This window comes from Stenotrophomonas sp. CFBP 13724 (genome assembly GCF_014841975.1).
Classification (GTDB): Bacteria; Pseudomonadota; Gammaproteobacteria; order Xanthomonadales; family Xanthomonadaceae; genus Stenotrophomonas; species Stenotrophomonas lacuserhaii.
In genome coordinates this window covers 1-25,643 of record NZ_JACYUW010000006.1, presented here as the reverse complement: position 1 = coordinate 25,643, position 25,643 = coordinate 1, and the positions used below count along the sequence as shown (strand labels likewise).

At 68.1% G+C, this 25,643-nt stretch carries 21 protein-coding genes; 14 read left to right on the top strand and 7 right to left on the bottom strand.

The annotated features are described in order from the left end of the window. Positions 1-209 precede the first annotated feature (209 nt). Positions 210-1,421, bottom strand: coding sequence for a tyrosine--tRNA ligase (gene tyrS / locus IFT63_RS17345; RefSeq protein ID WP_192085247.1), 1,212 nt, complete (start codon positions 1,419-1,421; stop codon positions 210-212). A gap of 170 nt (positions 1,422-1,591) precedes the next feature. Between tyrS and IFT63_RS17340 the strand changes: the two genes are divergently transcribed. Continuing rightward, on the top strand, positions 1,592-3,058 hold the full coding sequence (locus IFT63_RS17340; protein ID WP_192085245.1) for a peptidoglycan DD-metalloendopeptidase family protein: 1,467 nt from the start codon (positions 1,592-1,594) through the stop codon (positions 3,056-3,058). Positions 3,059-3,131: 73 nt separating this feature from the next. Beyond that, positions 3,132-4,259: an anhydro-N-acetylmuramic acid kinase gene (locus IFT63_RS17335; protein WP_192085243.1), complete on the top strand. Its 1,128-nt coding sequence runs from the start codon at positions 3,132-3,134 to the stop codon at positions 4,257-4,259. Between the two features lie 367 nt (positions 4,260-4,626). Here IFT63_RS17335 and IFT63_RS17330 read toward each other — a convergent pair whose 3' ends face one another. The 3 genes from IFT63_RS17330 to IFT63_RS17320 all read right to left on the bottom strand — a co-directional run bounded on the left by IFT63_RS17330 (position 4,627) and on the right by IFT63_RS17320 (position 7,032). Next, complete coding sequence (locus tag IFT63_RS17330) at positions 4,627-4,854, bottom strand: hypothetical protein (RefSeq protein WP_042615477.1); 228 nt, start codon at positions 4,852-4,854, stop codon at positions 4,627-4,629. Positions 4,855-4,930: 76 nt separating this feature from the next. Beyond that, entirely contained in the window at positions 4,931-6,235 is a 1,305-nt protein-coding gene (locus IFT63_RS17325; protein ID WP_192085241.1) for an MFS transporter, read from the bottom strand. After that, entirely contained in the window at positions 6,232-7,032 is an 801-nt protein-coding gene (locus tag IFT63_RS17320) for an exodeoxyribonuclease III (RefSeq protein WP_042615475.1), read from the bottom strand. Before IFT63_RS17320 ends, IFT63_RS17325 begins: the two co-directional genes overlap by 4 nt. A 131-nt stretch (positions 7,033-7,163) precedes the next feature. Between IFT63_RS17320 and pyrE the strand changes: the two genes are divergently transcribed. The 8 genes from pyrE (at position 7,164) to IFT63_RS17280 (ending at position 16,923) form a co-directional block, all read left to right on the top strand. Continuing rightward, on the top strand, positions 7,164-7,823 hold the full coding sequence (gene pyrE / locus IFT63_RS17315; RefSeq protein WP_042615474.1) for an orotate phosphoribosyltransferase: 660 nt from the start codon (positions 7,164-7,166) through the stop codon (positions 7,821-7,823). 22 nt (positions 7,824-7,845) lie between these two features. Continuing rightward, positions 7,846-8,511 carry a hypothetical protein gene (locus IFT63_RS17310; RefSeq protein WP_042615473.1) on the top strand — a complete coding sequence of 222 codons (666 nt, stop codon included), beginning with the start codon at positions 7,846-7,848 and terminating at the stop codon, positions 8,509-8,511. Between the two features lie 491 nt (positions 8,512-9,002). Continuing rightward, a complete protein-coding gene (locus tag IFT63_RS17305) occupies positions 9,003-9,095 on the top strand; it encodes a potassium-transporting ATPase subunit F (RefSeq protein WP_192085239.1) in 93 nt (30 codons plus the stop codon). A 12-nt stretch (positions 9,096-9,107) separates the two neighbouring features. Beyond that, positions 9,108-10,808, top strand: coding sequence for a potassium-transporting ATPase subunit KdpA (gene kdpA, locus IFT63_RS17300; RefSeq protein ID WP_192085237.1), 1,701 nt, complete (start codon positions 9,108-9,110; stop codon positions 10,806-10,808). A 10-nt stretch (positions 10,809-10,818) separates the two neighbouring features. Beyond that, positions 10,819-12,867 (top strand): potassium-transporting ATPase subunit KdpB, encoded by a 2,049-nt coding sequence (gene kdpB, locus IFT63_RS17295; protein ID WP_042613339.1) that lies wholly within the window; start codon positions 10,819-10,821, stop codon positions 12,865-12,867. Continuing rightward, the gene (gene kdpC, locus IFT63_RS17290; protein WP_042613338.1) at positions 12,864-13,526 is read left to right on the top strand and encodes a potassium-transporting ATPase subunit KdpC; all 663 of its coding nucleotides are present in this window, start codon (positions 12,864-12,866) and stop codon (positions 13,524-13,526) included. The genes kdpB and kdpC overlap by 4 nt, the downstream gene beginning before the upstream one ends. A 36-nt stretch (positions 13,527-13,562) precedes the next feature. After that, positions 13,563-16,223, top strand: coding sequence for a sensor histidine kinase KdpD (locus IFT63_RS17285; protein WP_192085235.1), 2,661 nt, complete (start codon positions 13,563-13,565; stop codon positions 16,221-16,223). Next, on the top strand, positions 16,207-16,923 hold the full coding sequence (locus IFT63_RS17280; protein WP_192085233.1) for a response regulator transcription factor: 717 nt from the start codon (positions 16,207-16,209) through the stop codon (positions 16,921-16,923). The genes IFT63_RS17285 and IFT63_RS17280 overlap by 17 nt, the downstream gene beginning before the upstream one ends. A gap of 163 nt (positions 16,924-17,086) precedes the next feature. On the opposite strand, the gene IFT63_RS17275 is transcribed toward IFT63_RS17280, so the two are convergent. Genes IFT63_RS17275 through coaBC form a run of 3 tightly spaced genes read right to left on the bottom strand, consistent with a single transcriptional unit; the run spans position 17,087 to position 21,196 of the window. Further along, complete coding sequence (locus IFT63_RS17275; RefSeq protein ID WP_192085231.1) at positions 17,087-19,426, bottom strand: phosphomannomutase/phosphoglucomutase; 2,340 nt, start codon at positions 19,424-19,426, stop codon at positions 17,087-17,089. A 13-nt stretch (positions 19,427-19,439) separates the two neighbouring features. Next, on the bottom strand, positions 19,440-19,928 hold the full coding sequence (dut, locus tag IFT63_RS17270) for a dUTP diphosphatase (protein ID WP_042613334.1): 489 nt from the start codon (positions 19,926-19,928) through the stop codon (positions 19,440-19,442). Further along, the gene (gene coaBC / locus IFT63_RS17265) at positions 19,925-21,196 is read right to left on the bottom strand and encodes a bifunctional phosphopantothenoylcysteine decarboxylase/phosphopantothenate--cysteine ligase CoaBC (protein WP_192085229.1); all 1,272 of its coding nucleotides are present in this window, start codon (positions 21,194-21,196) and stop codon (positions 19,925-19,927) included. Before coaBC ends, dut begins: the two co-directional genes overlap by 4 nt. A gap of 186 nt (positions 21,197-21,382) precedes the next feature. Between coaBC and IFT63_RS17260 the strand changes: the two genes are divergently transcribed. The 4 genes from IFT63_RS17260 (at position 21,383) to IFT63_RS17245 (ending at position 25,517) form a co-directional block, all read left to right on the top strand. Then, positions 21,383-22,027 (top strand): response regulator transcription factor, encoded by a 645-nt coding sequence (locus IFT63_RS17260; protein ID WP_042613332.1) that lies wholly within the window; start codon positions 21,383-21,385, stop codon positions 22,025-22,027. A gap of 58 nt (positions 22,028-22,085) precedes the next feature. Then, on the top strand, positions 22,086-22,793 hold the full coding sequence (gene radC, locus IFT63_RS17255) for a DNA repair protein RadC (protein WP_042613344.1): 708 nt from the start codon (positions 22,086-22,088) through the stop codon (positions 22,791-22,793). Positions 22,794-22,935: 142 nt separating this feature from the next. Next, positions 22,936-24,624, top strand: coding sequence for an arginine--tRNA ligase (argS, locus tag IFT63_RS17250; protein WP_042613331.1), 1,689 nt, complete (start codon positions 22,936-22,938; stop codon positions 24,622-24,624). Between the two features lie 20 nt (positions 24,625-24,644). After that, entirely contained in the window at positions 24,645-25,517 is an 873-nt protein-coding gene (locus tag IFT63_RS17245; protein ID WP_192085227.1) for an SPOR domain-containing protein, read from the top strand. Positions 25,518-25,643 lie beyond the last annotated feature (126 nt).

Below are 25,643 nucleotides of genomic sequence, written 5' to 3'. Positions count from 1 at the left end.
TTTTTCAGTCCGTCAACACCTTCGTTCGATTGAATCGTTCGTCGGTGGTGGCGTTTCCTCTGTCGCTCAAGCCCCTTGATGGCGACCCCTGCGACGGGGGAGGTGAAGTATGTGCCTTTCCCCGCCCTTTGGGAAGGGGGTGTGAGCATTTATTTCACGCCGCCATGCATTTGTTCATGCATGGCGGCGATCAGGCAGCCACTGCGGCCTCAGCCAGCCAGCAGGCGGACGCGGGCGAAGGTGCGCTTGCCCACCTGCAACAGGCCTTCAAAGCCCGGCTGCAACTGCTGCTGACCGTCTTCCACGACCTCCCCGTCCACCTTCACCGCACGCTCCTTGAGCTTGCGATTGGCTTCGGAGTTGCTCGGTGTCAGGCCCGCTGCGGTCAGCAGCGCCGCGATCCGCAGGCCTTCGGCCGGCACCACCACGTCCTGCAACGGCAACTGGGTGATGTCGCCCTGACCGGTTACCGCGGCATTCCAGCCGGCCACGGCCTGTTCGGCAGCGGCGGCATCATGGAAGCGGGTGGCCAGTTCGCGGGCCAGCCGCAGCTTCACTTCGCGCGGGTTGAGTCCGCCAGCCGCCACCTGGTCACGCAGGGCCAGCGCCTCGGCCTGGCTGATGTCAAAGGACAGCAGCTCGATCCAGCGCCACATCAGGGTGTCGTCCACCTTCATGGTCTTGGTAACGATGTCGATGGCCGGTTCGCTCACACCTATATAGTTGTGCAGCGACTTGGACATCTTGTTGACGCCGTCCAGGCCCTCCAGCAGCGGCATGGTCAGCACCACCTGCGGCTTCTGCCCGTGGTGCTCCTGCAGGCCCCGGCCCATGAGCAGGTTGAACTTCTGGTCGGTGCCGCCCAGTTCCACGTCCGCTTCCAGGGCGACCGAGTCATAGCCCTGCACCAGCGGGTACAGGAACTCATGGATGGCGATCGACTGCTGGGCGGCATAGCGCTTGGCGAAGTCATCGCGTTCGAGCATGCGTGCCACGGTGTGCTGGCCGGCCAGGCGGATCATGTCCGCCGCACCCATCTTGCCGAACCACTCCGAATTGAAGCGTACTTCGGTCTTCTCGCGGTCCAGCACCTTGAACACCTGCTCTTCGTAGGTGCGTGCGTTGGCCAGCACGTCGTCGCGGCTGAGTGGCTTGCGGGTGAGGCTCTTGCCGGAGGGGTCACCGATCATCCCGGTGAAATCGCCGATCAGGAAGATCACCTGGTGGCCAAGGTCCTGGAACTGACGCAGCTTGTTCAGCAGCACCGTGTGGCCCAGGTGCAGGTCCGGCGCCGTGGGGTCGAAGCCGGCCTTGATCCGCAGGGGCTTTCCGCTTTCCAGGCGGGCGCGCAGGTCATCGACCTTGAGGATCTCGTCGGTACCGCGGCTGATCAGGGCAAGGGCTTCATCGATGGAGGACACGTTCACTACTCCCGGCAACGCCGTTTCTTCTTGTGGGGTGTTAAGAGCAAGTTAACCGTATCGGCTTCACAAAAGCCAATAGGCACAAGGGTTTGACGCGGTTTTCATAGGTGTCTATGGTAACCGGCGATCCAGCCCGTGCTCCCGGGCCAGCCAGGAAAACACCTCTGATGCTCAATTCCGATCACGGCCGCGCGCGCAAACAGCGCTTCAAGGAACGGCTCCACGTCCTGCACGACAACGCCCTGCACCGGAAGCTCAGGCAACATCTCCCCGCTGCCTTCAACGAACGCTGGACCCGTCGCCACTGGGTGCACGCCAGTCTGTTCGCGACCATCGGCATGCTGGTGGCGACCATCGTGCCCGGCTTCTCCAGCACCATCGAAACCCCCTACCCCAACGCCCACACCAGCCTGGCGCTGCCATTGCCGCCGCTGGCGCATGGTCGCCAGCAGGCCACGCCCGGCGACAGCTGGCAGGTGCTGCGCGTACAGCGCGGCCAGACCCTGAGCGACCTGTTCGACGAAGCCGGGATCCCGGCGACCACCCTGCACCGCGTGCTGGACCATCCGGGCACCCGCGATGCGCTGGTGAAGCTGCGCCCGGGTACCGAGATCGCCTTCGACATGCCGCTGTCCGGTGAGCTGCGCAGCATCCGCTTCAACCGCGACGATGCGAACCGCGTGGAACTGACGCTGGCCGGCGACAGCATCAAGGAAACGGTCACCAAGCGCGAGACCAGCACCCGCACCGTGGTGACCAGCGGGGAGATCACCAGCTCGCTGTATGCCGCCGCGCGCAAGGCCGGGCTGTCGCCTTCGGCAATCGCCACGATGACCGACGAAATCTTCAAGTACGACATCGACTTCTCCAAGGACCTGCAGCCGGGCGACCGCTTCAGCGTGGTCATGGACGAAACCTGGCGCGAGGGCGAGCGGGTCGACACCAGCAAGATCCTCGCCGCGACCTTCACCAGCGGGGGCAAGACGTACTCCGGTTTCCGCTTCGACCGCAACGGCAAGGCCGAGTACTTCGACCTGGATGGCCGCCCGCTGAAGAAAAGCTTCATCCGCATGCCGATCCAGTTCGCGCGGCTGAGCTCCACTTTCGGCGCGCGCCGCCACCCGGTGCTGGGCAAGATGCGCATGCACAAGGGCGTGGACTACGCCGCGCGCACCGGCACTCCGATCATGGCCGCCGGTGATGCGCGCGTGCAGTTCGCCGGCACCCAGCGTGGCTACGGCAACGTGGTGATCCTGGACCATGGGCGCGGCCACACCACGCTGTACGGGCACATGTCGCGCTTCGGAAAGATCCGGACTGGCCAGCGCGTGGCGCAGGGTACTGTGATCGGCTACGTCGGCTCCACCGGCCTGGCCACCGGCCCGCACCTGCATTACGAATTCCGCGTCAACGGCCAGCACCGCAATCCGCTCAGCGTGACGATGCCGCCGCCGGAACCGCTGAAGGGCGCCGAGCTGGTTGCCTTCCGTGCGCAGACCTCGCCGGCGATGGCGCGTATCCAAGGCATGGAGAAGATGATCTATGCCGACGCCAGCCCGGCGCCGAAGCCGGCTGATGCCACCACCGAAGTCGCCAGCACCGCGCGCGGCAGCAGCGGCAGCAAGCGCGGCTGAGGCGCGGTTCCATTGGATTGACGAGCATCGACAGGGCGCCCAAGCTGGCGCCCTTGTTGTTTGTGGAGGTCCCATGGCTGCTTCGTTCGACCCTGCCCTGCCGCTGTACCTGGGTCTGATGTCCGGCACCAGCGCCGATGGCATCGATGCGGCACTGGCGCAGTTTCCCCCCGAAGGCGGCTGTCGCTTCGTCGAGGGCCTGACCCTGCCGTGGGATCCGCTGCTGCGCGAGCGGTTGGTGGCGCTGGGCCAGGGCGGCGAGCTGGCCTCGCTGGATGAGCTGGGCGATGTCGATGCGCGCATCGGCCTGGCCTTTGCGGCCGCGGCAGTGGCGCTGCTGCAGCACAGTGGCGTGGAGGCGGCGCAGGTCAAGGCGATCGGTTCGCACGGGCAGACCGTCCGCCATCGACCGTCGGCGTCGCCGGCCTTCACCCTGCAATTGGGCGATGCCAACCGCATCGCCGAGCGCACGGGGATCACCACGGTGGCTGACTTCCGACGCCGCGACGTCGCCGCCGGCGGACAGGGCGCGCCGCTGATGCCGGCCTTCCACCTGGCGATGCTGGGCACTGCCGACGAAGACCGCGCGGTGCTCAACCTCGGCGGTATCGCCAACCTGACCCTGATCCCGCGCGTGGGGACGCTGCTGGGTTTCGACACCGGCCCGGCCAATGCCTTGCTCGATGCCTGGTGCGAGCGCCATACCGGCCATGCGTACGATGCCGACGGCGCGTTCGCGGCCAGCGGCGTGGTGGATGAGGGCCTGCTGGCACGCTGGCGCGCGGACCCGTGGTTCGCCCTCCCACCGCCGAAGAGCACCGGGCGCGAGCAGTTCCACCTGGCCTGGGTGCAGCAACAGATCGGCGACGGCCAGCACGTGGCTGCCGATGTGCAGGCCACCCTGCTGGAGCTCACCGCAGTCACCGTGGCAGATGCCCTGCTGCGCGACCTGCCCGGCGCCGGCCGGATGCTGGTGTGCGGCGGCGGCGTGCGCAATGGCCACCTCATGCAACGACTGGCGGCCAGCCTGCCCGGCGTGGTGGTGGAATCCAGCGCGCGGCATGGGCTGGATCCGGATTACCTGGAAGCGATGGGCTTCGCCTGGCTGGCCCAGCGCACGCTGGATGGCCTGGCCGGCAACCTGCCCAGTGTCACCGGGGCGGCAGGCCTGCGGGTGCTGGGGGCGATCCACCCCGGCTGAGCGGCGCCAGCGAACGACGGCGCCCCTCGTAGTGGTCGCGAGAAGCGGTTTCCTGGAACTGGGCCGGACGGTCTGCGGGCGCGTCCCGCCACGTATGAAAAAAGAAAGAGCGGTAGCGCCGAGCCATGCTCGGCGGAATGTATCCGGTCGCCTCAGCAAAGAGCCGCCGACCATGGGTCGGCGCTACCGATCCCCGCAGATCCCCGCACTGTGTCGGGTGAAGGGAGCCCCTGAGTCAGGGGCGGCCGCGAAGCGGCCGGAGACGGGGCCCGCGGTTTGCGTAGCAAAGCGTGGGAGCGACAGCGCGAATGCGATGGCGTGGACCCACCCACCACGAGGGGCTCCGCCGTTCGACGTGGACGTGCGGCTAGAAGCCGTGGCCGGCGGGCAGCGCCTGCAGCGCCGCAATGGCATCGGCCAGCGCATCCACTTCGGGATCGGCGAAGCCACTGCGCACTTCCAGTTCGGTGGAAAACAACCCCTGCTCCAACACCGCCACGCAGGTCTGGGCCTGCGTCCAGCCGCGCGCGACCGCCAGCCGGGCTATCCGGTCCAGGATCATCGGGTCTATTTCCTGCAGCAGCAGGTCCGCCATGCTTGTTTCCCCATTCCAGGGCACCGCCCCCACGGTACCGACAGGCGATCATCCCGCACCACGCCCGCGCAGGCAATCAACCAGCAGCGGGGGCCCTGCGGTCTGAGAGGCGCGGCCACAGCCAGGCCAGCAGCAGCAGGGTCGGCACCACGGTGACCGCGCTGAGCAGGAAGAACGTGCTGTAGGACGTGGCTTCGACGATGTAGCCCGATACCCCGCCGACGAACTTGCCCGGCAGGTTGGCCAGCGATACCAGCAGGGCGTATTGGGTGGCGGTGAAGTTGCGGTCGGTCAGCGAGGACATGAAGGCCACCAGCACGGTGCCGGCAAAACCCTGGAACAGGTTGTCGGCGCTGAGCGCAGCGTAGAACGCCCACAGCTGGCCGGGATTGTGGGCCATCAGCAGGAATGCCAGGTTGGACAGCGCCACGCCCAGCGCTGCCACCAGCAGCATGCGGCGGAAACCGAACGCAGCCACCGCGATACCGCCGAGGAAGGCGCCGCCGATGCCCATCCAGACCCCGAACAGCTTGGAGACGGTGGCGATGTCGGCCTTGTCGAAGCCCGAATCGAGATAGAACGGACCGGCCATCACCCCGATCACCTGGTCCGGGAACTTGAACAGGCCGACGAAGGCCAGCAGGCCGATGGCCAGTGCCACGCCGTTGCGGGTGAAGAAACTGGCGATCGGCTGGACGAACGCTTCGGCGACGTCGATGCGGCGCTGCACGGCGGCTTCCGGGCGCGCCGGTTCCCGGCAGAACAGGGTGGTGAGGATCGGCAGCAGCATCAACGAGGCCATCGCCAGGTAGGCGACGATCCAGCCTTCGAACTGCGCCAGGTACAGGGCACCGGCGCCGGCCAGGATCAGGCCGATGCGGTAGCCCAGCGTGTAGGTGGCGGCCAGCGCGGCCTGCGAGGCATCCGGGGCGATTTCGATGCGGTAGGCATCGACCACCGAGTCCTGGGTGGCACCGGCGAAGGAAGCCACCAGCACCCAGAAGACCAGCGGTCCGACGCCTTGTTCCGGCCGCACGAAGGCCAGCGCCACCAGTCCGCCCAGCACCAGCACCTGCGAGGCGAGCAGCCACGAACGGCGCCGGCCCATGAAAGCGAGCAGCGGCAGCGCATAGCGGTCCAGCACCGGCGCCCACAGGAACTTCAGCAGATAGAAAAAGCTGGCCAGGCTGATCAGGCCGATGCTGCCCAGGTCCAGGCCGACATCGCGCAGGCGCGTGGACAGGGTCTGCGAGGCGATCAGCAGGAATGGCAGGCCACTGCCGAACCCGAGCAGGGCCATGGTCAGCGCCGACGGCGTGCCGAAGGCCCGCTTGATGCCGGCCCAGCCCTTGTAGGACACCGGCGCGGCGGTGCCGGTCACGGCGCGTAATCCACGCAGAACGGGGCATGGTCGGAGAAGCGTTCGTCGCGGTAGATCGAGCAGCCGCGCAGGCGATCACGCAGGCCCGGGCTGACGAACTGGTAGTCGATGCGCCAACCGACGTTGTTGGCGCGCGCCGCGCCGCGGTTGCTCCACCAGGTGTAGTCCTCGCCGGTGGGGTGCAGCAGACGGTAGGCATCGGCCCAGCCGCGGCCGGCGGCCAGGTCGGTCGCCTGGCCGTGGTCGGCGCACAAGGCGTTCAGCCAGTCGCGCTCTTCCGGCAGGCAGCCGGAGTTCTTCTGGTTGGACTTCCAGTTGCGGATGTCCAGCGCGGAGCGGACGATGTTCCAGTCACCGCACAGCACGTAGTCGCGGCCGCTGTGCAGCCACTGGTCGAGGATCGGCCGCAGCCATTCCATCACCTCGAACTTGAAGCCCTGGCGCAGGTCGCCGGAACTGCCTGAGGGTATATAGAAGGAGACCACGCTGAGGTTGCCGAAGCGCGCTTCGATATAGCGACCTTCTTCATCGAACGGCGCCCACCCCAGCGAGGTGATGACCTGGTCCGGCTCACGCTTGCTGTAGATCGCAACCCCGCTGTAGCCCTTCTTGGTGCTGGCATCGCGGTAGAAGCAGTGGTGGCCGTCGGGGCGGAACATCGGATCGGACAGCTGGGCCTCCTGCGCCTTGGTTTCCTGCAGGCACAGGACGTCGGCGTCCTGGGCGCGGAACCATTCCAGGAAGCCCTTGCTGGCAGCCGAGCGGATGCCGTTGGCGTTGAAGCTGATGATGCGCATGCGGTCGATTCAGGGTGTCAGAGGAAACCGGCCCAGCATACCGGTTCAGCGCCGAAGCGCCGACCGTGGAAGGACGCCGGGCCCGCCTTCTAGTAGGCTTTACATTCCAAGATGAAGATAGATTGAGTCAGATGAGCGACCATCGTCACCGTTTCCTGCAGTTGGCCCTGAGCGCCGACGCCCTGCGTTTTGGCCAGTTCACGCTGAAGTCCGGCCGGCTGAGCCCCTATTTCTTCAATGCAGGCCGCTTCGACTCCGGGTCGAAGATGGCCCAGCTGGCCCTGTGCTACGCCGATGCCATCGACGATGCCGGCCTCAAGTACGACGTGGTGTTCGGCCCGGCCTACAAGGGCATCCCGCTGGCCACCGCGATGGCCTGCGAACTGGCCCAGCGCGGCCGCGACCTGCCGCTGTCGTTCAACCGCAAGGAAGTGAAGGACCACGGCGAAGGCGGCCAGCTGATCGGGGCGGACATGACCGGCAAGCGCGTGCTGATTGTCGATGACGTCATCACCGCCGGCACCGCGATCCGCGAGGCAATGGCCATCATCCGTGCCGCTGGCGGTATTCCGGCCGGCATCGTGGTGGCCCTGGACCGCCAGGAGATCGCCTCGGAAACCGATCCGCGCTCGGCCGCCCAGGCCGTGGCCGAGGAAGCCGGCATTCCGGTGATTGCCGTGGCGACGATGGCCGACCTGCTTGATTTCGCTTCCGGAAACCCGGAACTTGTCGGCTACCGGCAGCCGCTGGCGGACTATCGGTCCCGATATGGCAGCCGTCCGACGCACTGAACGACCCAAGGGGGTGGTCGCCATGTTGAGGAATCTGTCCATCATCGCCGCTCTGCTGCTGGCCGCGCCGTGCGTGGCCGGAGCGCAGCAGTCCAAGCGTCCGGCCGGAAGTGCCGAGGCGCAGGCGAAGAAACTGTATTGCTGGAACGAGGGCAGCGAGCGCATCTGCAGCGATGCCTTGCCTGCGGACGCGGTCAACAACGCGCGGGAGGAATTCAACGCACGCAGCGGGCTGCGCAGCGGCCAGGTGCAGCGCGCGCTCAACGAAGACGAGCGCGCCGATGCGGCCGCGGCCGAGGCGCAGGCGCGGCTGGATGAAATGGCCCTGCAGACCCGCCAGCGGACCGAACAGGCGATGCTGTCCACCTACAGCAACGAGGCGGACCTGCGGCGGGTGTTCTCCGAGCGCGTCGGCATCCTCGACAACAACATCAACACCGCGCGCTACAACGTGGCCAGCCTGCGCGATGCGTTGTTCACCGCCCTGGCCGGTGCCGGTGACAACGAACTGGCCGGGCGTCCAGTGGGCGAGAAGCCGGCAGCCACCATCCGCAAGCGCCACGGCGAACTGCTGGCGCAGCAGCGCATGCAGGCCACGTTCGAGCGCCAGCGCGTCGAACTGGACGCGGAGATCGAAGAAACCGTGCAGCGTTTCCGCCTGCTGAAAGGTGTTACGCCGGAGGCGTGAGGGCACGCCATCGTTTCACCCCGACGCGCCAACGAGGCCATCGGTAGCGCCGACCCATGGTCGGCGGCTCTTCATAGCGGTGTCTGATGGATTCCGCCGACCATGGATCGGCGCTACCGCTTCTCTTTTTCTTGTTACGTGGCGCGACGCGCGCGCGGACTCTCAGGGCCGGGCGGGAGGGGTTGGTGGGGGCGTTGAGCGCCAAGGATGGCGCGAAACGAGGCCCGCAGGAGCGGCTTCTGCCGTCCCCCACCAACCCCTCCCGCCCGTGCCAAACCAGAAATCCGGCTCTACGCGACCCGCCACGAGGGGCTCCGCCGTTCGCGGCAGTGTTTACGCTGATTTTATGCCCCCGCAGGCACGGAGAAATGGAGGCTTTACGCGGCCCAGGCGGACCATGACGGCCTGAGGTGGAGCGGTTCCACCAGGACGATCACCGTCATGTCTTGTCTGTCGCGTTGTGGCCTTTCTTCCCGGGCGGGGTGCTGAGCATGCCCGGCTGGCTCTCCCTGCTGTGTGGCGTACTGGTGCTGGTCGCCGCCGCCTACCTGGTCTACGCCGTGCTGCGGCCCGAAGCCTTCTGACGGGCCACGGACATGACCGGAATCCTCATTCTGCTCGCCACCAGCGTGTTGCTGGCCTGGCCGCTCGGCCTGTACCTGGCCCGGGTGATGCGCGGCGCGCCGATGCGCATCGACCCGTTGTTCCACTGGATTGAAAAACCGCTTTACCGCCTGCTCGGCGTGGATCCCGCGCGTGGCATGTCCTGGCGCGGCTATGTCGGCGCGTTCGTGCTGAGCAACGCGGTCATCGCGCTGCTGACGATGGCGGTGTTCATGACCCAGGCGTGGCTGCCGCTGAATCCGGATGGCATCGCCAACCTGCGTTGGGACACCGCGCTGCACACCATGGTGTCCTTCCTGACCAACACCAACCAGCAGCACTATTCCGGGCAGGCGCAGCTTTCCTACCTCTCGCAGATGACCGGCATCACCGGCCTGCAGGTGGTGACCCCGATGATGGGTCTCGCCCTGGCCGTGGCCACCCTGCGCGCCCTGTTCGCGCCGCCGCGTCAGGACGTAATCGCCGATGGTGACCGCCGCATCGACGTAGGCAACTACCACGCCGACGTGCTGCGCCTGTGCGTGCGCTTCATGCTGCCACTGTGCCTGCTGTGGACCGTGCTGCTGGCCAGCCAAGGCGTGCCGTCCACCTTCGCCGGGGGCCCGCAGGCCGCGCCGATGGATGTGTCGACAGGCCTGCAGGAACAGAAGATACCGCTCGGCCCGGTTGCCGCGATGGTGGCGGCCAAGCAGCTCGGCGCGAACGGCGGTGGCTGGTATGGCCCCAACAGTGCGTTCCCGCTGGAGAACCCCACGCCGTTGTCGAATGCGCTTGAGCTGGTCGGCATCCTGCTGATCCCGATTGCGATCATCTTCATGATCGGCGCGTTCACCGGCCGCCGCCGCTTCGGCTGGCTGGTGCTGGGCTGCATGGCCAGCATGTCGGCGGTGTCTATCGCGGCCACCGTGTGGCTGGAAGGCCATTCGCCCACGGCAGCCAGCGCCTTGTTGATGGAAGGCAAGGAAGTCCGCCTGGGCGGTGACGCCACCGCACTGTGGGCGGCCGTGACCACCCAGGTGTCCAACGGTTCGGTCAACGGCATGCTCGATTCGATGAGCCCGATGGCCAGCGCCGTTTCACTGGTCAACATGCTGGTCAGCGCCATCTGGGGCGGCATCGGCTGCGGGCTGCAGCAGTTCATCGTCTACCTGCTGCTGGGCGTGTTCCTGGCCGGGCTGATGACCGGGCGCACGCCGGAATTGATGGGACGCAAGCTGGAAACCCCGCAGGTGCGCCTGCTGGCGCTGCTGGTGCTGCTGCAGCCGATCACCCTGCTCACTTTCACCGCCATCACGCTGGCGGTGCCGGGCCTTTCGGGCACCTCCAACCCGGGCTTCCACGGCATCAGCCAGGTCTTCTACGAATACGCATCGGCGTATGCCAACAACGGCTCCGGCTTTGAAGGGCTGGGCGACAACACGGCTTGGTGGAACCTGACCTGTTCACTGGTGCTGCTGCTGGGGCGCTTCCCGCTGCTGGTGGTGCCGCTGGTCATCGCCGCGCAGCTTGCGGCAAAGCGCCGCGCGCCGGAATCGCCGGGCACGCTGCAGATCGAAACGCCCACCTTCGCCCTGACCCTGCTCAGCGTGATCGTCATCCTGACCGTCCTGCAGTTCCTGCCGGTTCTGGTGCTTGGCCCGGTGGCCGACCACCTCAGCCTTGGCCTGCATTGAGGCACTCCCCATGAATACTGTTGCGTCTTCCCCGCTGCCGCGCCGCCCGGTGCTGCTCGATGGCGCCGGCTTCCGCCGTGCGCTGCGTGATTCCTTCCGCAAGCTCTCGCCATTGCACCTGCTGCGCAGCCCGGTGATGGCCGTGGTGATGGCCGGTACCGTGCTCGCACTGGTGGTCACCCTGAGCGGCAATGCGCCGATGGGGTTCGGCCTGGCGGTCAGCGCGATCCTGCTGCTGACCGTGTTGTTCGGCAACTTCGCCGAGGCCGTGGCTGAAGCCCGCGGCCGCGGCCAGGCCGCCTCGCTGCGACGTGCCCGCCAGGACCTGGTGGCGCGTCGCCTGCAGTCCGCGCATCCCGGCGCAGCGCAGGAACAGGTGGCCGCAGCCGATCTGCGGCCAGGTGACCACGTGCTGGTCGGCGAGGGCGAGCTGGTGCCCGCCGACGGCGAGATCGTGCAGGGCCTGGCCACCATCAACGAAGCGGCGGTGACCGGTGAATCGGCGCCGGTGCTGCGTGAAGCCGGCACCGACCGATCCGGCGTGATCGGCGGCACCAAGGTACTGTCCGATCAGATCGTGGTGCGGGTGACCGCCGAGCCCGGGCACAGCTTCCTGGACCGGATGATCGCCTTGGTGGAAGGCGCCAACCGGCAGAAGACGCCGAACGAGGTGGCGTTGACCCTGCTGCTCGCGGCGATGACGCTGACCTTCCTGGTGGTGGTGGCCACGCTGCCGGCGATCGGCGCTTCGGTCGGTGTCAGCGTCGATCCCCTGCTGCTGATCGCCCTGCTCGTCTGCCTGATCCCCACCACCATCGGCGGCCTGCTGCCGGCCATCGGCATCGCCGGCATGAACCGTGCCTTGGCGGCCAATGTGCTGGCCAAGTCCGGCAAGGCGGTCGAGGTTGCCGGTGACATCGACGTGCTGCTGCTGGACAAGACCGGCACCATCACCCACGGCGACCGCCAGGCCACCGCATTGCATGCACTGGCCGGGGTGGACGTGGCGCGGCTGCGCGAGGCGGCGCTGCTTTCCTCGCTGGCCGACCCGACACCGGAAGGCAAATCGATCGTGCGCCTGGGCCGCGAGCAGGGCTGCCGCAGCGCCGAGCCCGAGCATGCGCACTACATCGCCTTCAGCGCGCAGACCCGCATGTCCGGTGTCGACCTGGCAGGCGGCCGCAGCATCCGCAAGGGCGCCGCCGATGCGATCCGCGCACACGTGCAGTCCCTCGGCGGGGAGGTTCCGGCGGAGCTGACCGGACGCGTGGAGCAGGTGGCGCGCAATGGCGCCACGCCGCTGGTGGTGGCTGAAGGCCGCCACGTACTGGGCGTGGTGGAACTGTCCGACGTGGTCAAGCACGGCATGCGGGAAAAATTCGCCCAGCTGCGCGCGATGGGCATCCGCACGGTGATGATCACCGGCGACAACCCGCTCACCGCTGCGGCGATCGCGGCCGAGGCCGGCGTGGACGATTACATCGCCGAAGCGCGGCCGGAAGACAAGCTGGCACGCATCCGCCAGGAACAGGCCGGTGGCCGGCTGGTAGCGATGGTCGGCGACGGCACCAACGACGCGCCGGCGCTGGCCCAGGCCGATATCGGCCTGGCGATGAACTCCGGCACCCAGGCCGCGAAGGAGGCCGGCAACATGGTCGACCTGGATTCGGATCCGGCCAAGCTGCTGGCCGTGGTGGAAGTGGGCAAACAGCAGCTGATCACCCGCGGCGCGCTGACCACCTTCTCGCTGGCCAACGACGTGTCCAAGTACTTCGCGATCCTGCCGGCGCTGTTCGCCGCCACCGTGCCGGGGATGGCCACGTTGAACGTGATGGGCCTGTCCAGTCCGCGCAATGCGGTGCTGGCTGCGCTGATCTTCAATGCCCTGGTGATCCCGGCGCTGATCCCGCTGGCACTGCGCGGTGTGCGCTTCCGTCCGGCCACGGCAACCACCCTGCTGCGGCGGAACATGCTGGTGTACGGGCTCGGCGGCGTGCTGCTGCCGTTCGTGGCGATCAAGGCAATCGACTTCCTGCTGATGACGGTATCTGCTGCATGAACACTTCAACGACCCCTTCCGTATCCCCGCCCATTGCGCCGCGGGCCTCGCGCGCGGCTGCCGAAGGCGAGGCCCGCCTGCAACACACCGCCAGCTGGCGTCCGGCGATCGTGCTCGGCGTAGGAAGCCTGCTGCTGGCTGGCGCGCTGTACGCGGCCGCCGGTACCGGGCTGGCGCGGCTTGCCTTCCCCGTGCAGTCGGACGGCAGCCTGATCGTGGATGCCGATGGCCGCGTGCGCGGCTCGGCCCTGCTGGCCCAGCCGTTCACCGGTGACGGCTGGTTCCAGCCGCGGCCATCCGCTGCTGGCCATGATCCGATGGCTGCGGCAGGCTCCAACATGGCGCGCAGCAATCCGGCGCTGGCAACGCGCGTGGCCGATGCCACCGCGGCCGTCGCGCTGCGCGAAGGCATCGCGCCCGCGCAGGTTCCCGCCGACCTGGTGACGCAGTCCGGCAGCGGCCTGGATCCCCATCTGTCACCGGCCGCCGTGCAGGTGCAGGTGCGCCGCGTGGCGCAGGCGCGGGGGCTTTCCGAAGCCGAGTTGCAGGCCATCGTGCAGGCGCATGTCGAGGGTCCGCAGTGGGGGGTGTTCGGCCAGCCGCGGGTCAACGTGATGCAGCTCAACCGGGCGTTGGAGTCCGCCGCGCATGCACGTTGATGCCATGCGTGCCTCGGCTGGCGCACAATCGCCGGCATGACCGATACCCGCAGCCGCCAGGCCGACGCCCTCATCGAAGGCCTGCAGCGTGATGCCGGCGGGCGCCTGACCGTCTTCCTCGGCGCCGCCCCCGGCGTCGGCAAGACCTACAGCATGCTCACGCGCGCGCAGGAGCAGCTGCGCCGTGGCGTGGACCTGGTCGTGGGGGTGGTCGAAACCCACGGCCGTGCCGACACCGAGGCCCTGTTCCAGGGCCTGCCGCTGGTTGAACGCAGGCAGGTTGCCTACCGCGAGCGGCGGCTGGACGAAATGGACCTGGATGCGATCGTGCAGCGGCGTCCCGCGCTGGTGCTGGTGGACGAACTGGCGCATCGCAATGCACCGGGCAGCCGCCATGAACGGCGCTGGCAGGATGTGATGGAGCTGCTGGATGCGGGCATCGATGTATGGACCACTGTCAACATCCAACATCTGGAAAGCCTCAACGACGTGGTACTGCGCATCACCGGCATCCGGGTCAACGAGACCGTGCCGGATGGGGTACTGGACCGCCTGCACGACATCGTGCTGGTCGACCTGCCGCCACGCGAACTGATCGCGCGGCTGCAGCAGGGCAAGGTCTATGTCCCGGAACAGGCATCGCAGGCGCTGCAGTCCTACTTCACCACCGCCAACCTGACCGCCCTGCGCGAGCTGGCCATGCAGGAGGCAGCCGACCGCGTGGACAGCAGCCTGCGCGAAGTCCGCGCGGCCGGCGGCGAAGGTGCGCTGCCGCTGCGGCGGCGCGTGCTGGTGGCGATCGACGGCGGCGGCCAGAGCGAGTACCTGGTGCGCGTGGCGCGACGCATCGCCGAGCGCCGCGATGCGCCTTGGACGGTGGTGACCGTGCAGCGCCGGCGTGCCGATGAAGCGACGCAGCGCGAGATCGACAGCGCGTTCGCGCTGGCGCGACGGCTTGGCGCCGATACCGAAGTGCTGCAGGGATCCAGCGTGGCCGACGCGCTGCTCGACCACGCCGCGCACAACAATGTGTCCACGCTGGTGCTGGGCCGCACGCGCGAACGTCCGCTGGCGCGCATGCTCAACCGCACCCTGACCCAGCAGTTGATCCAGCACGGCGCGCATTACGAGATCACCATCATCAGCACGCCGCGCGCGCGCGCGCGGGCGCGCCGTGATCGGCTGCTGACGCACGCGCCCGGCCGTGCACGCGAGCTGGCGCAGGCGGTAGTGGCCTGCACCCTGGCCTGCCTGGTGGCCTGGGTTGCCGAGCGCTGGGTCGGCATGGCCGACCTGTCCATGGTGTTCATCGTGGCGGTGGTGCTGGTGGCGGCACGCACCCGCGCCAGCGCGGCAGTGCTGGCCGCCGGCCTGTGCTTCCTGGCTTACAACTTCCTGTTCATCACACCGCGCTTCACCCTTGCGATCAGCGCGCGGCAGGGCGTGATCACGGTCTTCCTGTTCCTGGCCGCAGCGCTGGTGGCCGGCCGACTGGCATCGCGCTTGCGCACGCAGGTGATCGCCCTGCGCGCGTCCAACCGGCATGCCAACGCCCGCCAGCAGCTGGGCCGACAGCTCAGCAGTGCAGCCAGCAACGAGGCGGTTGCCGGTGCAGGGCGGCAGGCGCTGGAACAGGCGCTGGATGCGCCGGCGTGGCTGCGCATCGGCAACGACGTGACCGCCAGCGGCAGCGCCGTGCTCGGCGATACCGACCTGGCCGCTGCAGACTGGTCGCAGCGCCACGGCCAGCCCAGCGGCCGCTATACCGATACCCTGGCAGGGGCGCACTGGTGGTGCCTGCCGCTGCTCGACGGCGATGCCCGCTGCATCGGCGTGGCGGCGCTGCAGTTCCCGCCGGCACTCGCCCGGTTGGCGCCGGAGCAGCGCCAGCTGGCGATGGCGATGGTCGACGACATCGCGCAGGCCGCACTGCGGACCCGGCTGGTGGCCGAACTGGAGCAGGCGCATGTCAGCAACGAGACCGAGCGGCTGCGCTCGGCGCTGCTGTCATCGGTCTCGCATGACCTGCGCTCGCCGCTGGCGGCGATGATCGGTTCGGCCGACAGCCTGGCCAGTTATGGCCAGGCGATGGATGCAGCGGACCGTCGCGCCCTGCTGGATACCATCATGCTGGAAGGCGAACGGCTGGACCGTTACATCCAGAACCTGCTGGACATGACCCGGCTCGGCCATGACGGCCTGAAGATCAACCGCGACTGGATCGGGGTGGACGAACTGGTCGGCTCGGCCGCGCGCCGGCTGCAGCGGTACCAGCCGGAGGTGAAGCTGCAGCTGGATATTCCGGCCTCGCTGGCACCGATCTGGGTGCATCCCGCGCTGGTCGAGCAGGCCCTGTTCAACGTGCTTGAAAATGCCGCGAAGTTCTCCCCGCCCGGTGCGCCGGTGACCGTCAGCGCGCGTCTGGAGGAGCACGAGCTGGTGATCGACGTGCTCGACCGCGGGCCCGGTATTCCAGCCGACGAGCGCGCGCGCATCTTCGACATGTTCTACAGCGTGGAGCGCGGCGACCGCGGCCGCCACGGCACCGGCCTGGGGCTGGCGATCTGCCAGGGCATGATCGGCGCACATGGCGGCAGCGTGCAGGCGCTGGCGGGCGAGGGCGGACGCGGTACGCTGATACGGATTACCCTGCCCCTGCTCACTCCTGCCGGTCACCCCGATGCCCCTGACGCCTGACAGCACGCCGTCGATCCCGCCTGCCTGCGTGCTGGTGATCGATGATGAAGCGCAGATACGCCGGTTCCTGGACATCAGCCTGCGTGCGCAGGGCTATCGGGTGCTGCAGGCGTCCAGCGGCCAGGAGGGACTGGAGCGGCTGGTGGGCGAGAGCGTGGACCTGGTGATCCTGGACATCGGCCTGCCGGACATGGAAGGCCATCAGGTATTGGCCGAACTTCGCCACTGGAGCCAGCTGCCGGTGATCATGCTGACCGTGCGCGCCGGCGAAGCCGAAAAGGTGCGTGCGCTGGACGCAGGGGCCAACGATTACGTGACCAAGCCGTTCGGTACGCAGGAGCTGATGGCGCGGGTGCGGATGCTGCTGCGCACGCGTGCGGCGCCGCTGGACGGCCAACCGCCGGTGTTCGATGACGGACACCTGCGGATCGACCTGGTGCACCGTGTGGTCATGCTGGATGGCGTTGCGGTGCCATTGACGCGCAAGGAGTACGCGCTGCTGTCGCTGCTGCTGGTCAATGCCGGGCGGGTGGTGACCCAGCCGCAGATCCTGAAGGAAATCTGGGGGCCGACGCACCAGCACGATACGCACTACCTGCGGATACTGGTGGGCAAGCTGCGGCAAAAGCTGGGCGATTCGGCGCTGGAGTCGCGGTATGTGTTCACCGAGCCCGGCGTGGGGTTGCGGTTCAAGGGATGAGATCTTTTTTGCCGGCGTGGAGCGTTGGTGTCTTCGATGCTACGGGCCGGCAGGGGGAACGGGCGTGGTAGCGCCGAGCCATGCTCGGCGGAATCCTTCCGCGCAGTGCGGCCGCTGCGCTCGCCGACCCTGGGTCGGCGCTACCGGATCCTTCGGCGAGGTCTCAGAAGCCCAGGTCCTGCGCGCCAAGCAGGGGCTGCAGCTGGGCGCGGAACTGGGCCTTGATGCGCTCAAGCGCGTCTTCGCTGTCGGCTTCGAAACGCAGCACCAGCACCGGGGTGGTGTTGGAGGCGCGTACCAGGCCCCAGCCATCGGCGAAGTCCACGCGCAGGCCGTCAATGGTGGAAACGCGGCCACCCACGAACGGGTTGTCCGCGGACTGCGCTGCGCTCACTACCAGTGAAACCAGCGCGTGCGGCGTGCCATCGGCCACCGGCACCTTGATCTCGGGGGTGGAGATGCTCTGCGGCAGCTCTTCCAGCACTTCCTGCGGCGTTTCTTCGCGCAGCGCGAGGATTTCCAGCAGGCGGGCGGCGGCGTACAGGCCATCGTCGAAACCGAACCAGCGCTCGCGGAAGAAGAAGTGCCCGCTCATCTCGCCGGCCAGCTCCGCGTCGGTCTCGGCCATGCGCGCCTTGATCAACGAATGGCCGGTCTTCCACATCAGCGGGCTGCCGCCGTGGCGCAGCACGAAGTCGGCCAGCTTGCCGGTGCACTTGACGTCGTAGATCACCATCGCGCCGGGGTTGCGCAGCAGCACGTCGGCGGCGAACAGCATCAGCAGACGGTCGGCGAAGATGATCGTGCCATCCGGGGTCACCACGCCGAGGCGATCACCGTCGCCATCGAAGGCGATGCCGAGGTCGGCGTCGAAACGCTTCACCGTCTGCACCAGGTCCTGCAGGTTGGCCGGATCGCTCGGATCAGGATGATGGTTGGGGAAGCTGCCATCGACATCGCAGTACAGCGGAATGACGTCGGCACCGATGGCCTCCAGCAACGGTTGCACCAAGGCACCTGCCACACCGTTGCCGGCGTCCGCCACGACCTTCAGTGGACGCTCCAGCTGCACGTCGTCGGCGATCCGGCGCACGTAGTCATCGTTGACCTCGCGCTGCTGGTAGCTGCCCGGCGATGGCGCCTGCGCCAGCCGTCCTTCGACGATGCGCTGGTACAGCGCGGTCACCGCATCACCGGACAGGGTCTGCCCGGCGATGACGATCTTGAAGCCGTTGTATTCGGGCGGGTTGTGGCTGCCGGTCACCGCCACGCAGCTGCCGGTCCGCAGGTGGTGGCTGGCGAAGTACACCACCGGGGTCGGTGCCAGCCCGATATCGATGACATCACAGCCGGCCCGGCGCAGGCCTTCGGCCAGGCCCGCGGCCAGCTCCGGTCCGGACAGGCGGCCATCGCGGCCGACCACCACTTCGCGCAGCCCCTGCGCCAGCACTTCACTGCCAATGGCCTGGCCGATCAAGGCCGCGACCTTGGGGGTAAGCTCCTCGCCGACCACGCCGCGGATGTCGTAGGCGCGGAAAATGCCCGCCGCCAGGCTCGCGGCCAAGGGCGGCGGCTCCAATGCGGCACCGGCGCCCTGCTCGGCCGACGCGCCGGTCGACACCTCGGCGGCAGACTGCGCCAGCCTCTCGCTCAGGGTCGGTCCCTGCTCTTCGGTGCCTTCGCGCGCGGCCCGCCGGGGCAACGGCAGACGGGACTTGCCCACCAGCAGCAGCACCGCGATCAGAACCAGCAGCAGCGCCACGATCGAAGCGGCCAGCGCCCCCAGTCCCAGCGGGCCGGGCTCGATCGACGGCACGCCGGCGGCCAGTCGCAGGCTGCTGTTGGCCAGTGGACGCGCCAGCACTTCGCCGCTGTCGGCCAGCTTGCGGTCACCGCGTTCAAGCACGTTGTAGCTGCCCTGGCGCAACGCCAGATAGCCTTCGGCGGGGGCACGCACCGCGTCCAGCGGGCCGGTAAGCTGCATGAGCGGCTGGCGCACGTAGACCAGCGCCAGCCCGTCGGCGCCCAACGGCACGCTCGCCGCCAGGCCCAACCGCGCGCCGCCGGCATCGCGCACCACGCGCGCCACGGGCTTGTCGCTGACCAGCGCCGCTTCAAGCAGTGCGAGCCGGGCATAGCCGAAGGCGGCCGGATCGGCGTAGGCGGTCTCCAGCGAAGCCGGCCAGACCTGCACCTCTTCCACGCCGGTCCAGGTTTCGCGCAGCGCCAGCGCCGCCGCGGCCCCGTCACCGGCAGCAAGTGCCTGCCCGACGCGTGCCGATTCCAAGTGCTTGCCGAACTGCAGCAGTTGACCGTCGAGCGCCTTCTGCAGGCCCTGCAATGCGCTGTCGCGGGCTTGTTCCAGCTGGGTACCGGTGTTGGCCTGGCGCCACTGCTGCACCGCGCTCCAGCCGAACAACCCCGCCAACAGCAACAGCATCACCGCCAGCAGCGGCCCCGTACGTCCCGTGACCGCCACGCCCTTCCCCTTGCTGCCGATCATCCTGTCCCCCGAGTCAGCGCACTCCGGTATGCCCGAACCCACCCGAGCCCCGCGTGCTGTCGGTGAAAGTATCCACTACCTGCAGGGCAACACGCACGATGGGAACGACAACCAGCTGTGCGATGCGGTCGCCGGGTTCGATGGTGAAGGCCTCGCGGCCCCGGTTCCAGACGCTGATCAGCAGCGGCCCCTGGTAATCGGCGTCGATCAGGCCGGTGCCGTTGCCGAGCACGATGCCGTGCCGATGGCCCAGCCCGGAGCGCGGCAGGATGATCGCGCAGAGGTTCGGGTCGGCGACGTGGATCGCCAGCCCGCTGGGAATCAACGCGGTATCGCCTGGTGCCAGCACCAGCGGCGCTTCGGTCGCCGCGCGCAGGTCCATGCCGGCACTGGCTTCGGTGGCATAGGCCGGAAGCGGCCAGCTGTCGCCGAAGCGCGGATCGAGCAGCTTCACCTGCAGCGGCTGCAGCGAGGCGGGAACGGGGTGCGATGCAGCGTTCATGCGGTCAGCCTTTGCGCGATGAGCGCGAGCAGTTGCGTGGCCAGCTCGGTCTTGGAGGTGGCCGGGAATACCTGTTCACCGTCCTGCCAATAGGCCGTGGCGGCGTTGTCGTCGCTTTCGAAACCCGCGCCGGCCTGGCCCACCTGGTTGGCGATCACCAGGTCCAGCCGCTTGTCCACCAGCTTGCCGCGCGCGTACTTCTCCACGTCATGGGTTTCCGCAGCGAACCCCACCACCAGTTTCAGCGACTGGGTCTGGGTGGCCACCTCGGCCAGGATGTCCGCGGTGCGGACCAGTTCCAGCACCAGCGACTGGCTGTCGGCGGTCTTCTTCAACTTCTGCGGTGCGACCTGGCGCGGGGTGTAATCCGATACTGCGGCGGCACCGATGTAGATATCCGCAGGCAGCGCACCCAGCACGGCATCGCGCATCTGCGCGGCCGAACGCACGTCGATCCGCTGCACGCCCGCTGGCGTCGGCAGATTCACCGGACCACTGACCAGCACGACGTCGGCACCGAGCCGGACCGCTGCCGCGGCCAGCGCGTAGCCCATCTTGCCGCTGCTGCGGTTGCCCACGTAGCGGACCGGATCGATGTCTTCGTAGGTGGGTCCGGCGCTGATCAGCAGGCGCAGGCCCGCCAGCGAGGAAGGGCCGTGCGTGGCGTCCTCGTCTGCTGCATCCGAGGCGCGTTCAATGGCCACCAGCGCGGCCACGATGTCGTCCGGCTCAGCCAGGCGCCCGGGACCGGACTCGCCCTCGGCCAAGGGTCCGTCCACCGGGCCCACCACCTGCGCCCCGCGCGTGCGCAGCAGGGCGATGTTGGCCTGGGTGGCCGGGTGCAGCCACATGCGGTGGTTCATCGCCGGGCACACGGTGAGCGGGGCGGTGCTGGCCAGGCAGAGCGTGCTCACCAGGTCATCGGCGTGGCCCTGGGCCAGGCGTGCCAGCAGGTCGGCGGTGCCCGGGGCGACCACGATGCGGTCGGCCCAGCGTGCCAGTTCGATATGCCCCATCGCCTGTTCTGCCGCGCTGTCCCACAGCGTGGTGCGCGTGGGCTGGCCGGACAATGCCTGGAAGCTCAGCGGGGTGACGAACTGCTGTGCACCGGCGGTCATCGCCACCTGCACCAGCGCCCCGGCATCGCGCAGCCGACGGACCAGCTCCAACGCCTTGTAGGCCGCGATGCCGCCGCCCACGCACAACAGCAGCCTGCGCCCTTCCAGCGGACGCTGCCGCGCCGGGGAAGTCTTGGGTGAGTCAGCCACCGGGGAAATCCTATGCACGCAAAGACATTAGCTTAGCCGAAAGCCCCGTAGTGCCCCTATTCGGGGCGATATGACCGACGGATATAAGTACATGTATGACAGCATTTAACGATGCCAGTTGTCGCGTCATCCGCTTGCGCCCGGCGGTTGCCGGGACCTGCCCCGCCCGGACCGCAGGACCCTACCGTGTACATCCGCACCATCATTGCCGACGACCATCCGATCATCCTTCACGGCGCACGCGTGGTGCTGGAGAACGCACGCATCGACGTGGTCGGCGAGGCATCGGGCGGCACCCACCTGCTTGCCCTGCTGGAGCGCCAGCCGTGCGACGTGGTGCTGACCGACCTGACCATGCCCGGCAAGGGTCCCGATGGGCCCGAGCTGCTCGACTGCATCCGCGTTGCGCACCCCTGGCTGCCGCTGGTGGTGTTGACCGGTACCGCCAGCCCCACGGTGCTGATCACGCTGCTGCGCTGCGGAGTGCACGGCGCGCTGGACAAAGCCGCGGATTTCGACGAACTGGCCCAGGCGGTACGCAGTGCCGCTGCCGGGCAGACCTACGTCTCCCAGCACCTGCGCTCCCACCTGCAGGCCCGTGACCTGGCCCACCGGGCAACGCCGGCCTCGCTGTCGCAGGGCGAACGCGACGTGCTGGAAGGCCTCAGCCGCGGCATGAACCTCAGCATGATCGCCCAGCAGCGAGGGCGGAGTCCGAAAACCGTCAGCCGACAGAAGTCCGATGCGATGCGCAAACTGGGGCTGACCGGAAACCACGAGCTCCACGCGTTCCTGCGCACTTACCCGATCAAGGGCTCACGCCCTTCCTGACCCACCACGCTGCGGCTGCCCCATGGCCGTCCGCCGCGTGGCTGGCCACACTGTCGGCATGACGATCCACGACTGGCCGGCACAGGAACGACCCCGCGAGCGCCTGCTCTCGCAGGGCCCCGGCGTGCTTTCGGATGCGGAACTGCTGGCCATCTTCCTCGGCTCGGGCACACGCGGGCGCGATGCCGTGCAGACCGCCCGCGATCTGCTGGCCCAGCATGGACCGCTGCGCAGGCTGCTGGACCTCCCCGCCCCGGCGCTGGCGCGCCTGCCGGGGCTGGGCCCGGCGCGCAGCTGCGCGCTGGCCGCCGCGCTGGAACTGGCGCAGCGCCATCTTTCCGCGCAACTGGTCCGCGGCGAATGCGTGGGCCAGTCCCCTGCGGTGGCCGCGCGCTTCCTGCAGCATCGGCTGCGCGGACGTTCCAACGAGGTATTCGTCGCCCTGTTCCTGGACAACCAGCATCGCCTGCTGGCTTACGAGGAGCTGTTCCAGGGCACGGTGAATGCCGCGTCCATCTACCCGCGCGAAGTGGTGCGTCGGGCGCTGGCGCTGAACGCGGCCGCCGTCATCGTCAGCCACAACCACCCCTCCGGGGATGCTGAGCCGTCGGCCGCCGACCACCAGGTCACCGCGGAGCTGCAATCCCTGCTGGCCCACCTGGACGTGCGCCTGCTGGACCATCTGGTGATAGGAGAAGGCGCGCCCGTGTCGTTTGCTGAACGGGGCTGGCTTGGTCCGGCCGGCGCCCCGCCATCGCGAAGCTGAACTGCCTGCCGCAGGCACCGCAGGCACGCCCCACCAAGGCCGCAGCCGGCGCGGGGCTGAACCTCCCCCGTTTGCCTACGTCTGCCGGGGCGGGGCAGATCGGCTAAAATGGGGGATTCCGCCGCACTTCACAGCAGGCCACGTGAAAAATCTCCTCCGCGCCCTGATCAGCCAAGGCATCGAAGCCCTGCGCGCCAATGGCACCCTGCCCGCCGACTCGATTCCGCCCGAGTTCGTGGTTGAACGCCCGAAGACCCGCGAGCATGGCGACTTCGCCACCAATGCCGCCATGCTGCTGGCCAAGGCCGCGCGCAGCAATCCGCGCGCGATCGCCCAGGCCCTGCTGGATGCGCTGCCGCAGAGCGCGGACGTCAGCAAGGTCGAGATCGCGGGTCCCGGCTTCATAAACTTCCACCTGGCCGGCAGCGCGTTCCAGCGCGAAGCGGCCAGCGTGATCAAGGAAGGCAACGATTACGGCCGCAACCTGTCCGGCAACGGACGGACGGTGGGCGTGGAATACGTGTCGGCCAATCCGACCGGACCCCTGCACGTGGGCCACGGCCGCGCCGCGGCGATCGGTGACTGCATCGCGCGGGTGCTCGATGCCAATGGCTGGAATGCCAAGCGCGAGTTCTATTACAACGATGCGGGCGTGCAGATCGAAAACCTGGCGCTGTCCACCCATGCGCGGGCCAAGGGCATCAAGCCCGATGACGCCGGCTGGCCGGAAGGCGGCTACCGCGGTGACTACATCCAGGACGTGGCCGACGCTTACCTGCGCGGTGCCAGCGTGGACCTGGAAGGCACCACCGTGGTCGGCGCCAAGGATCCCGACGACATGGCCGCGATCCGTCGCTTCGCCGTGGCCTACCTGCGCAACGAGCAGAACCTGGACCTGGCCGCGTTCGGCGTGGACTTCGACATCTATTTCCTGGAAAGCTCGCTGTACAACGACGGCAAGGTCGCCGAAGCGGTGCAGCGCCTGCAGGATTCCGGGCATACCTATGAAGAGGGTGGCGCGCTGTGGTTGCGCTCCACCGATTTCGGTGATGACAAGGACCGCGTGATGCGCAAGTCCGACGGCACCTTCACCTACTTCGTGCCCGACGTGGCCTACCACCTGACCAAGTGGCAGCGTGGCTACGAGCGTGCGATCACCGAACTGGGTGCCGACCACCATGGCTCGCTGTCGCGCGTGCGCGCCGGCCTGCAGGCGATGGGCGTGGGCATTCCGCAGGGCTGGCCGGAGTATGTGCTGCACCAGATGGTAACGGTGATGCGCGGCGGCGAGGAAGTGAAGCTTTCCAAGCGCGCGGGCAGCTACTTCACCCTGCGCGACCTGATCGATGAAGCCGGTCGTGATGCCACGCGCTGGTTCCTGATCGCACGCAAGCCGGACTCGCAGCTGACCTTCGACATCGACCTGGCGCGTCAGCAGAGCAACGATAATCCGGTGTTCTACGTGCAGTACGCCCATGCCCGCGTGTGCAGCCTGCATCGCCAGGCGCAGGAGAAGGGACTGGCGTATTCGCAGGAACAGGGGCTGGCCGCGCTGCGCACGCTGCAGGACGAGGCGTCACTGAACCTGATGAATGAAATCTCGCGTTACCCCGAAGTGGTGGAAGCAGCCGGCATCGCGCTTGAACCGCACCTGGTGGCGCAGTACCTGCGTGAATTGGCGCACGCCTTCCACACGTGGTATCACGGGACGCCGGTGCTGGTGGAAGATGCCGCCGACCGCGATGCCAAACTCACCCTGGCCAGCGCAGCGCGCCAGGTGTTGCGCAATGGCCTGGAACTCCTGGGCGTAGGCGCCCCGGAAAAAATGTAAGCATTGGAGAAGCAGTAGACATGGCAGCACGACGCGGCAAGAGTCAGGCACGGCGCAACAGCAGCCAGGGAACGCCGGGGTGGGTGTGGCTGGTCGCCGGTGTGGCGATTGCCGCGGTGGTGTTCCTGGCCGCACCGAACCTGTTCAAGGGGGATGCCGATGGCTTCCTGCGCGCAGGTCCGCGTCCGGATCCGAACGCCCAGCCGGCACCGGTGGTCGAAGCCGAAGGGGACGTCGGCACGCAGGTGGAAACGCCTGCGGCGGCCAAGCCGGCTACCCCGGCCAAGCCAGCGGCGACCCAGTACGACTTCTACACGCTGCTGCCCGGCAAGGAAGTGGAAATGTCCGATGCAGAGCTGGCTGCGAGCACGCGCGCGGAGGAACAGCGCCGTGCCCGCAGCGAAGCGCAGCGCGCGCAGGCGGCGCTGGAAGGCAAGCCGGTCCCGGCCGCCGCGCCTGCGCCGGCTTCCACGGCAGCCACCACCACCGGTGCCACGGCGACGGTGGCAAGCACGGCGTCGGTACGCCAGGCCGCCCTGCCGACACCGTTGAGCGAGCGTCCCGCCGCGCCGGCCACGACCACCGCACCGCCGGCTGCCACTACCAGTGCGCCTGCAGCGACCGCGACGGCAACGGCTGCAGCCGCACCGGCCGAAAGCAACGTGCGTTACATCCTGCAGGCCGGCGCGTTTGGTGCGTCAGGCGATGCCGAAACGACCAAGGCGAAGCTGGCGATGATCGGTCTTGCGGCGCGGGTGGAATCGGCGCAGATCAACGGCAAGACGGTGTATCGCGTGCGCATGGGGCCGTATGGCACCGCAGGCGAGCTGTCCGAAGCCAAGCAGAAGCTGGATGGAACCGGCCTGCAGGCGATGGCGATCAAGGCGCAGTAACGCGGGTTTGCGGCTGCTACGGCATCGACGAAAAAGCCGGGCATTGCCCGGCTTTTTTCATGCGCCTGACCTGTCCTGAATTGGGTTGACACCTTTTCCCTCTGGAAAAGGAATGTTCAATGAAAT

Bases quoted from the DNA above. Each gene is read 5' to 3' on its own strand.
- IFT63_RS17340 (WP_192085245.1), top strand. From the start codon at position 1,592: ATGCTCAATTCCGATCACGGCCGCGCGCGCAAACAGCGCTTCAAGGAA.
- IFT63_RS17335 (WP_192085243.1), top strand. From the start codon at position 3,132: ATGGCTGCTTCGTTCGACCCTGCCCTGCCGCTGTACCTGGGTCTGATG.
- IFT63_RS17330 (WP_042615477.1), bottom strand. From the start codon at position 4,854: ATGGCGGACCTGCTGCTGCAGGAAATAGACCCGATGATCCTGGACCGG.
- IFT63_RS17320 (WP_042615475.1), bottom strand. From the start codon at position 7,032: ATGCGCATCATCAGCTTCAACGCCAACGGCATCCGCTCGGCTGCCAGC.
- pyrE (WP_042615474.1), top strand. From the start codon at position 7,164: ATGAGCGACCATCGTCACCGTTTCCTGCAGTTGGCCCTGAGCGCCGAC.
- IFT63_RS17310 (WP_042615473.1), top strand. From the start codon at position 7,846: ATGTTGAGGAATCTGTCCATCATCGCCGCTCTGCTGCTGGCCGCGCCG.
- IFT63_RS17305 (WP_192085239.1), top strand. From the start codon at position 9,003: ATGCCCGGCTGGCTCTCCCTGCTGTGTGGCGTACTGGTGCTGGTCGCC.
- kdpA (WP_192085237.1), top strand. From the start codon at position 9,108: ATGACCGGAATCCTCATTCTGCTCGCCACCAGCGTGTTGCTGGCCTGG.
- kdpB (WP_042613339.1), top strand. From the start codon at position 10,819: ATGAATACTGTTGCGTCTTCCCCGCTGCCGCGCCGCCCGGTGCTGCTC.
- kdpC (WP_042613338.1), top strand. From the start codon at position 12,864: ATGAACACTTCAACGACCCCTTCCGTATCCCCGCCCATTGCGCCGCGG.
- IFT63_RS17285 (WP_192085235.1), top strand. From the start codon at position 13,563: ATGACCGATACCCGCAGCCGCCAGGCCGACGCCCTCATCGAAGGCCTG.
- IFT63_RS17280 (WP_192085233.1), top strand. From the start codon at position 16,207: ATGCCCCTGACGCCTGACAGCACGCCGTCGATCCCGCCTGCCTGCGTG.
- IFT63_RS17275 (WP_192085231.1), bottom strand. From the start codon at position 19,426: ATGATCGGCAGCAAGGGGAAGGGCGTGGCGGTCACGGGACGTACGGGG.
- dut (WP_042613334.1), bottom strand. From the start codon at position 19,928: ATGAACGCTGCATCGCACCCCGTTCCCGCCTCGCTGCAGCCGCTGCAG.
- radC (WP_042613344.1), top strand. From the start codon at position 22,086: ATGACGATCCACGACTGGCCGGCACAGGAACGACCCCGCGAGCGCCTG.
- IFT63_RS17245 (WP_192085227.1), top strand. From the start codon at position 24,645: ATGGCAGCACGACGCGGCAAGAGTCAGGCACGGCGCAACAGCAGCCAG.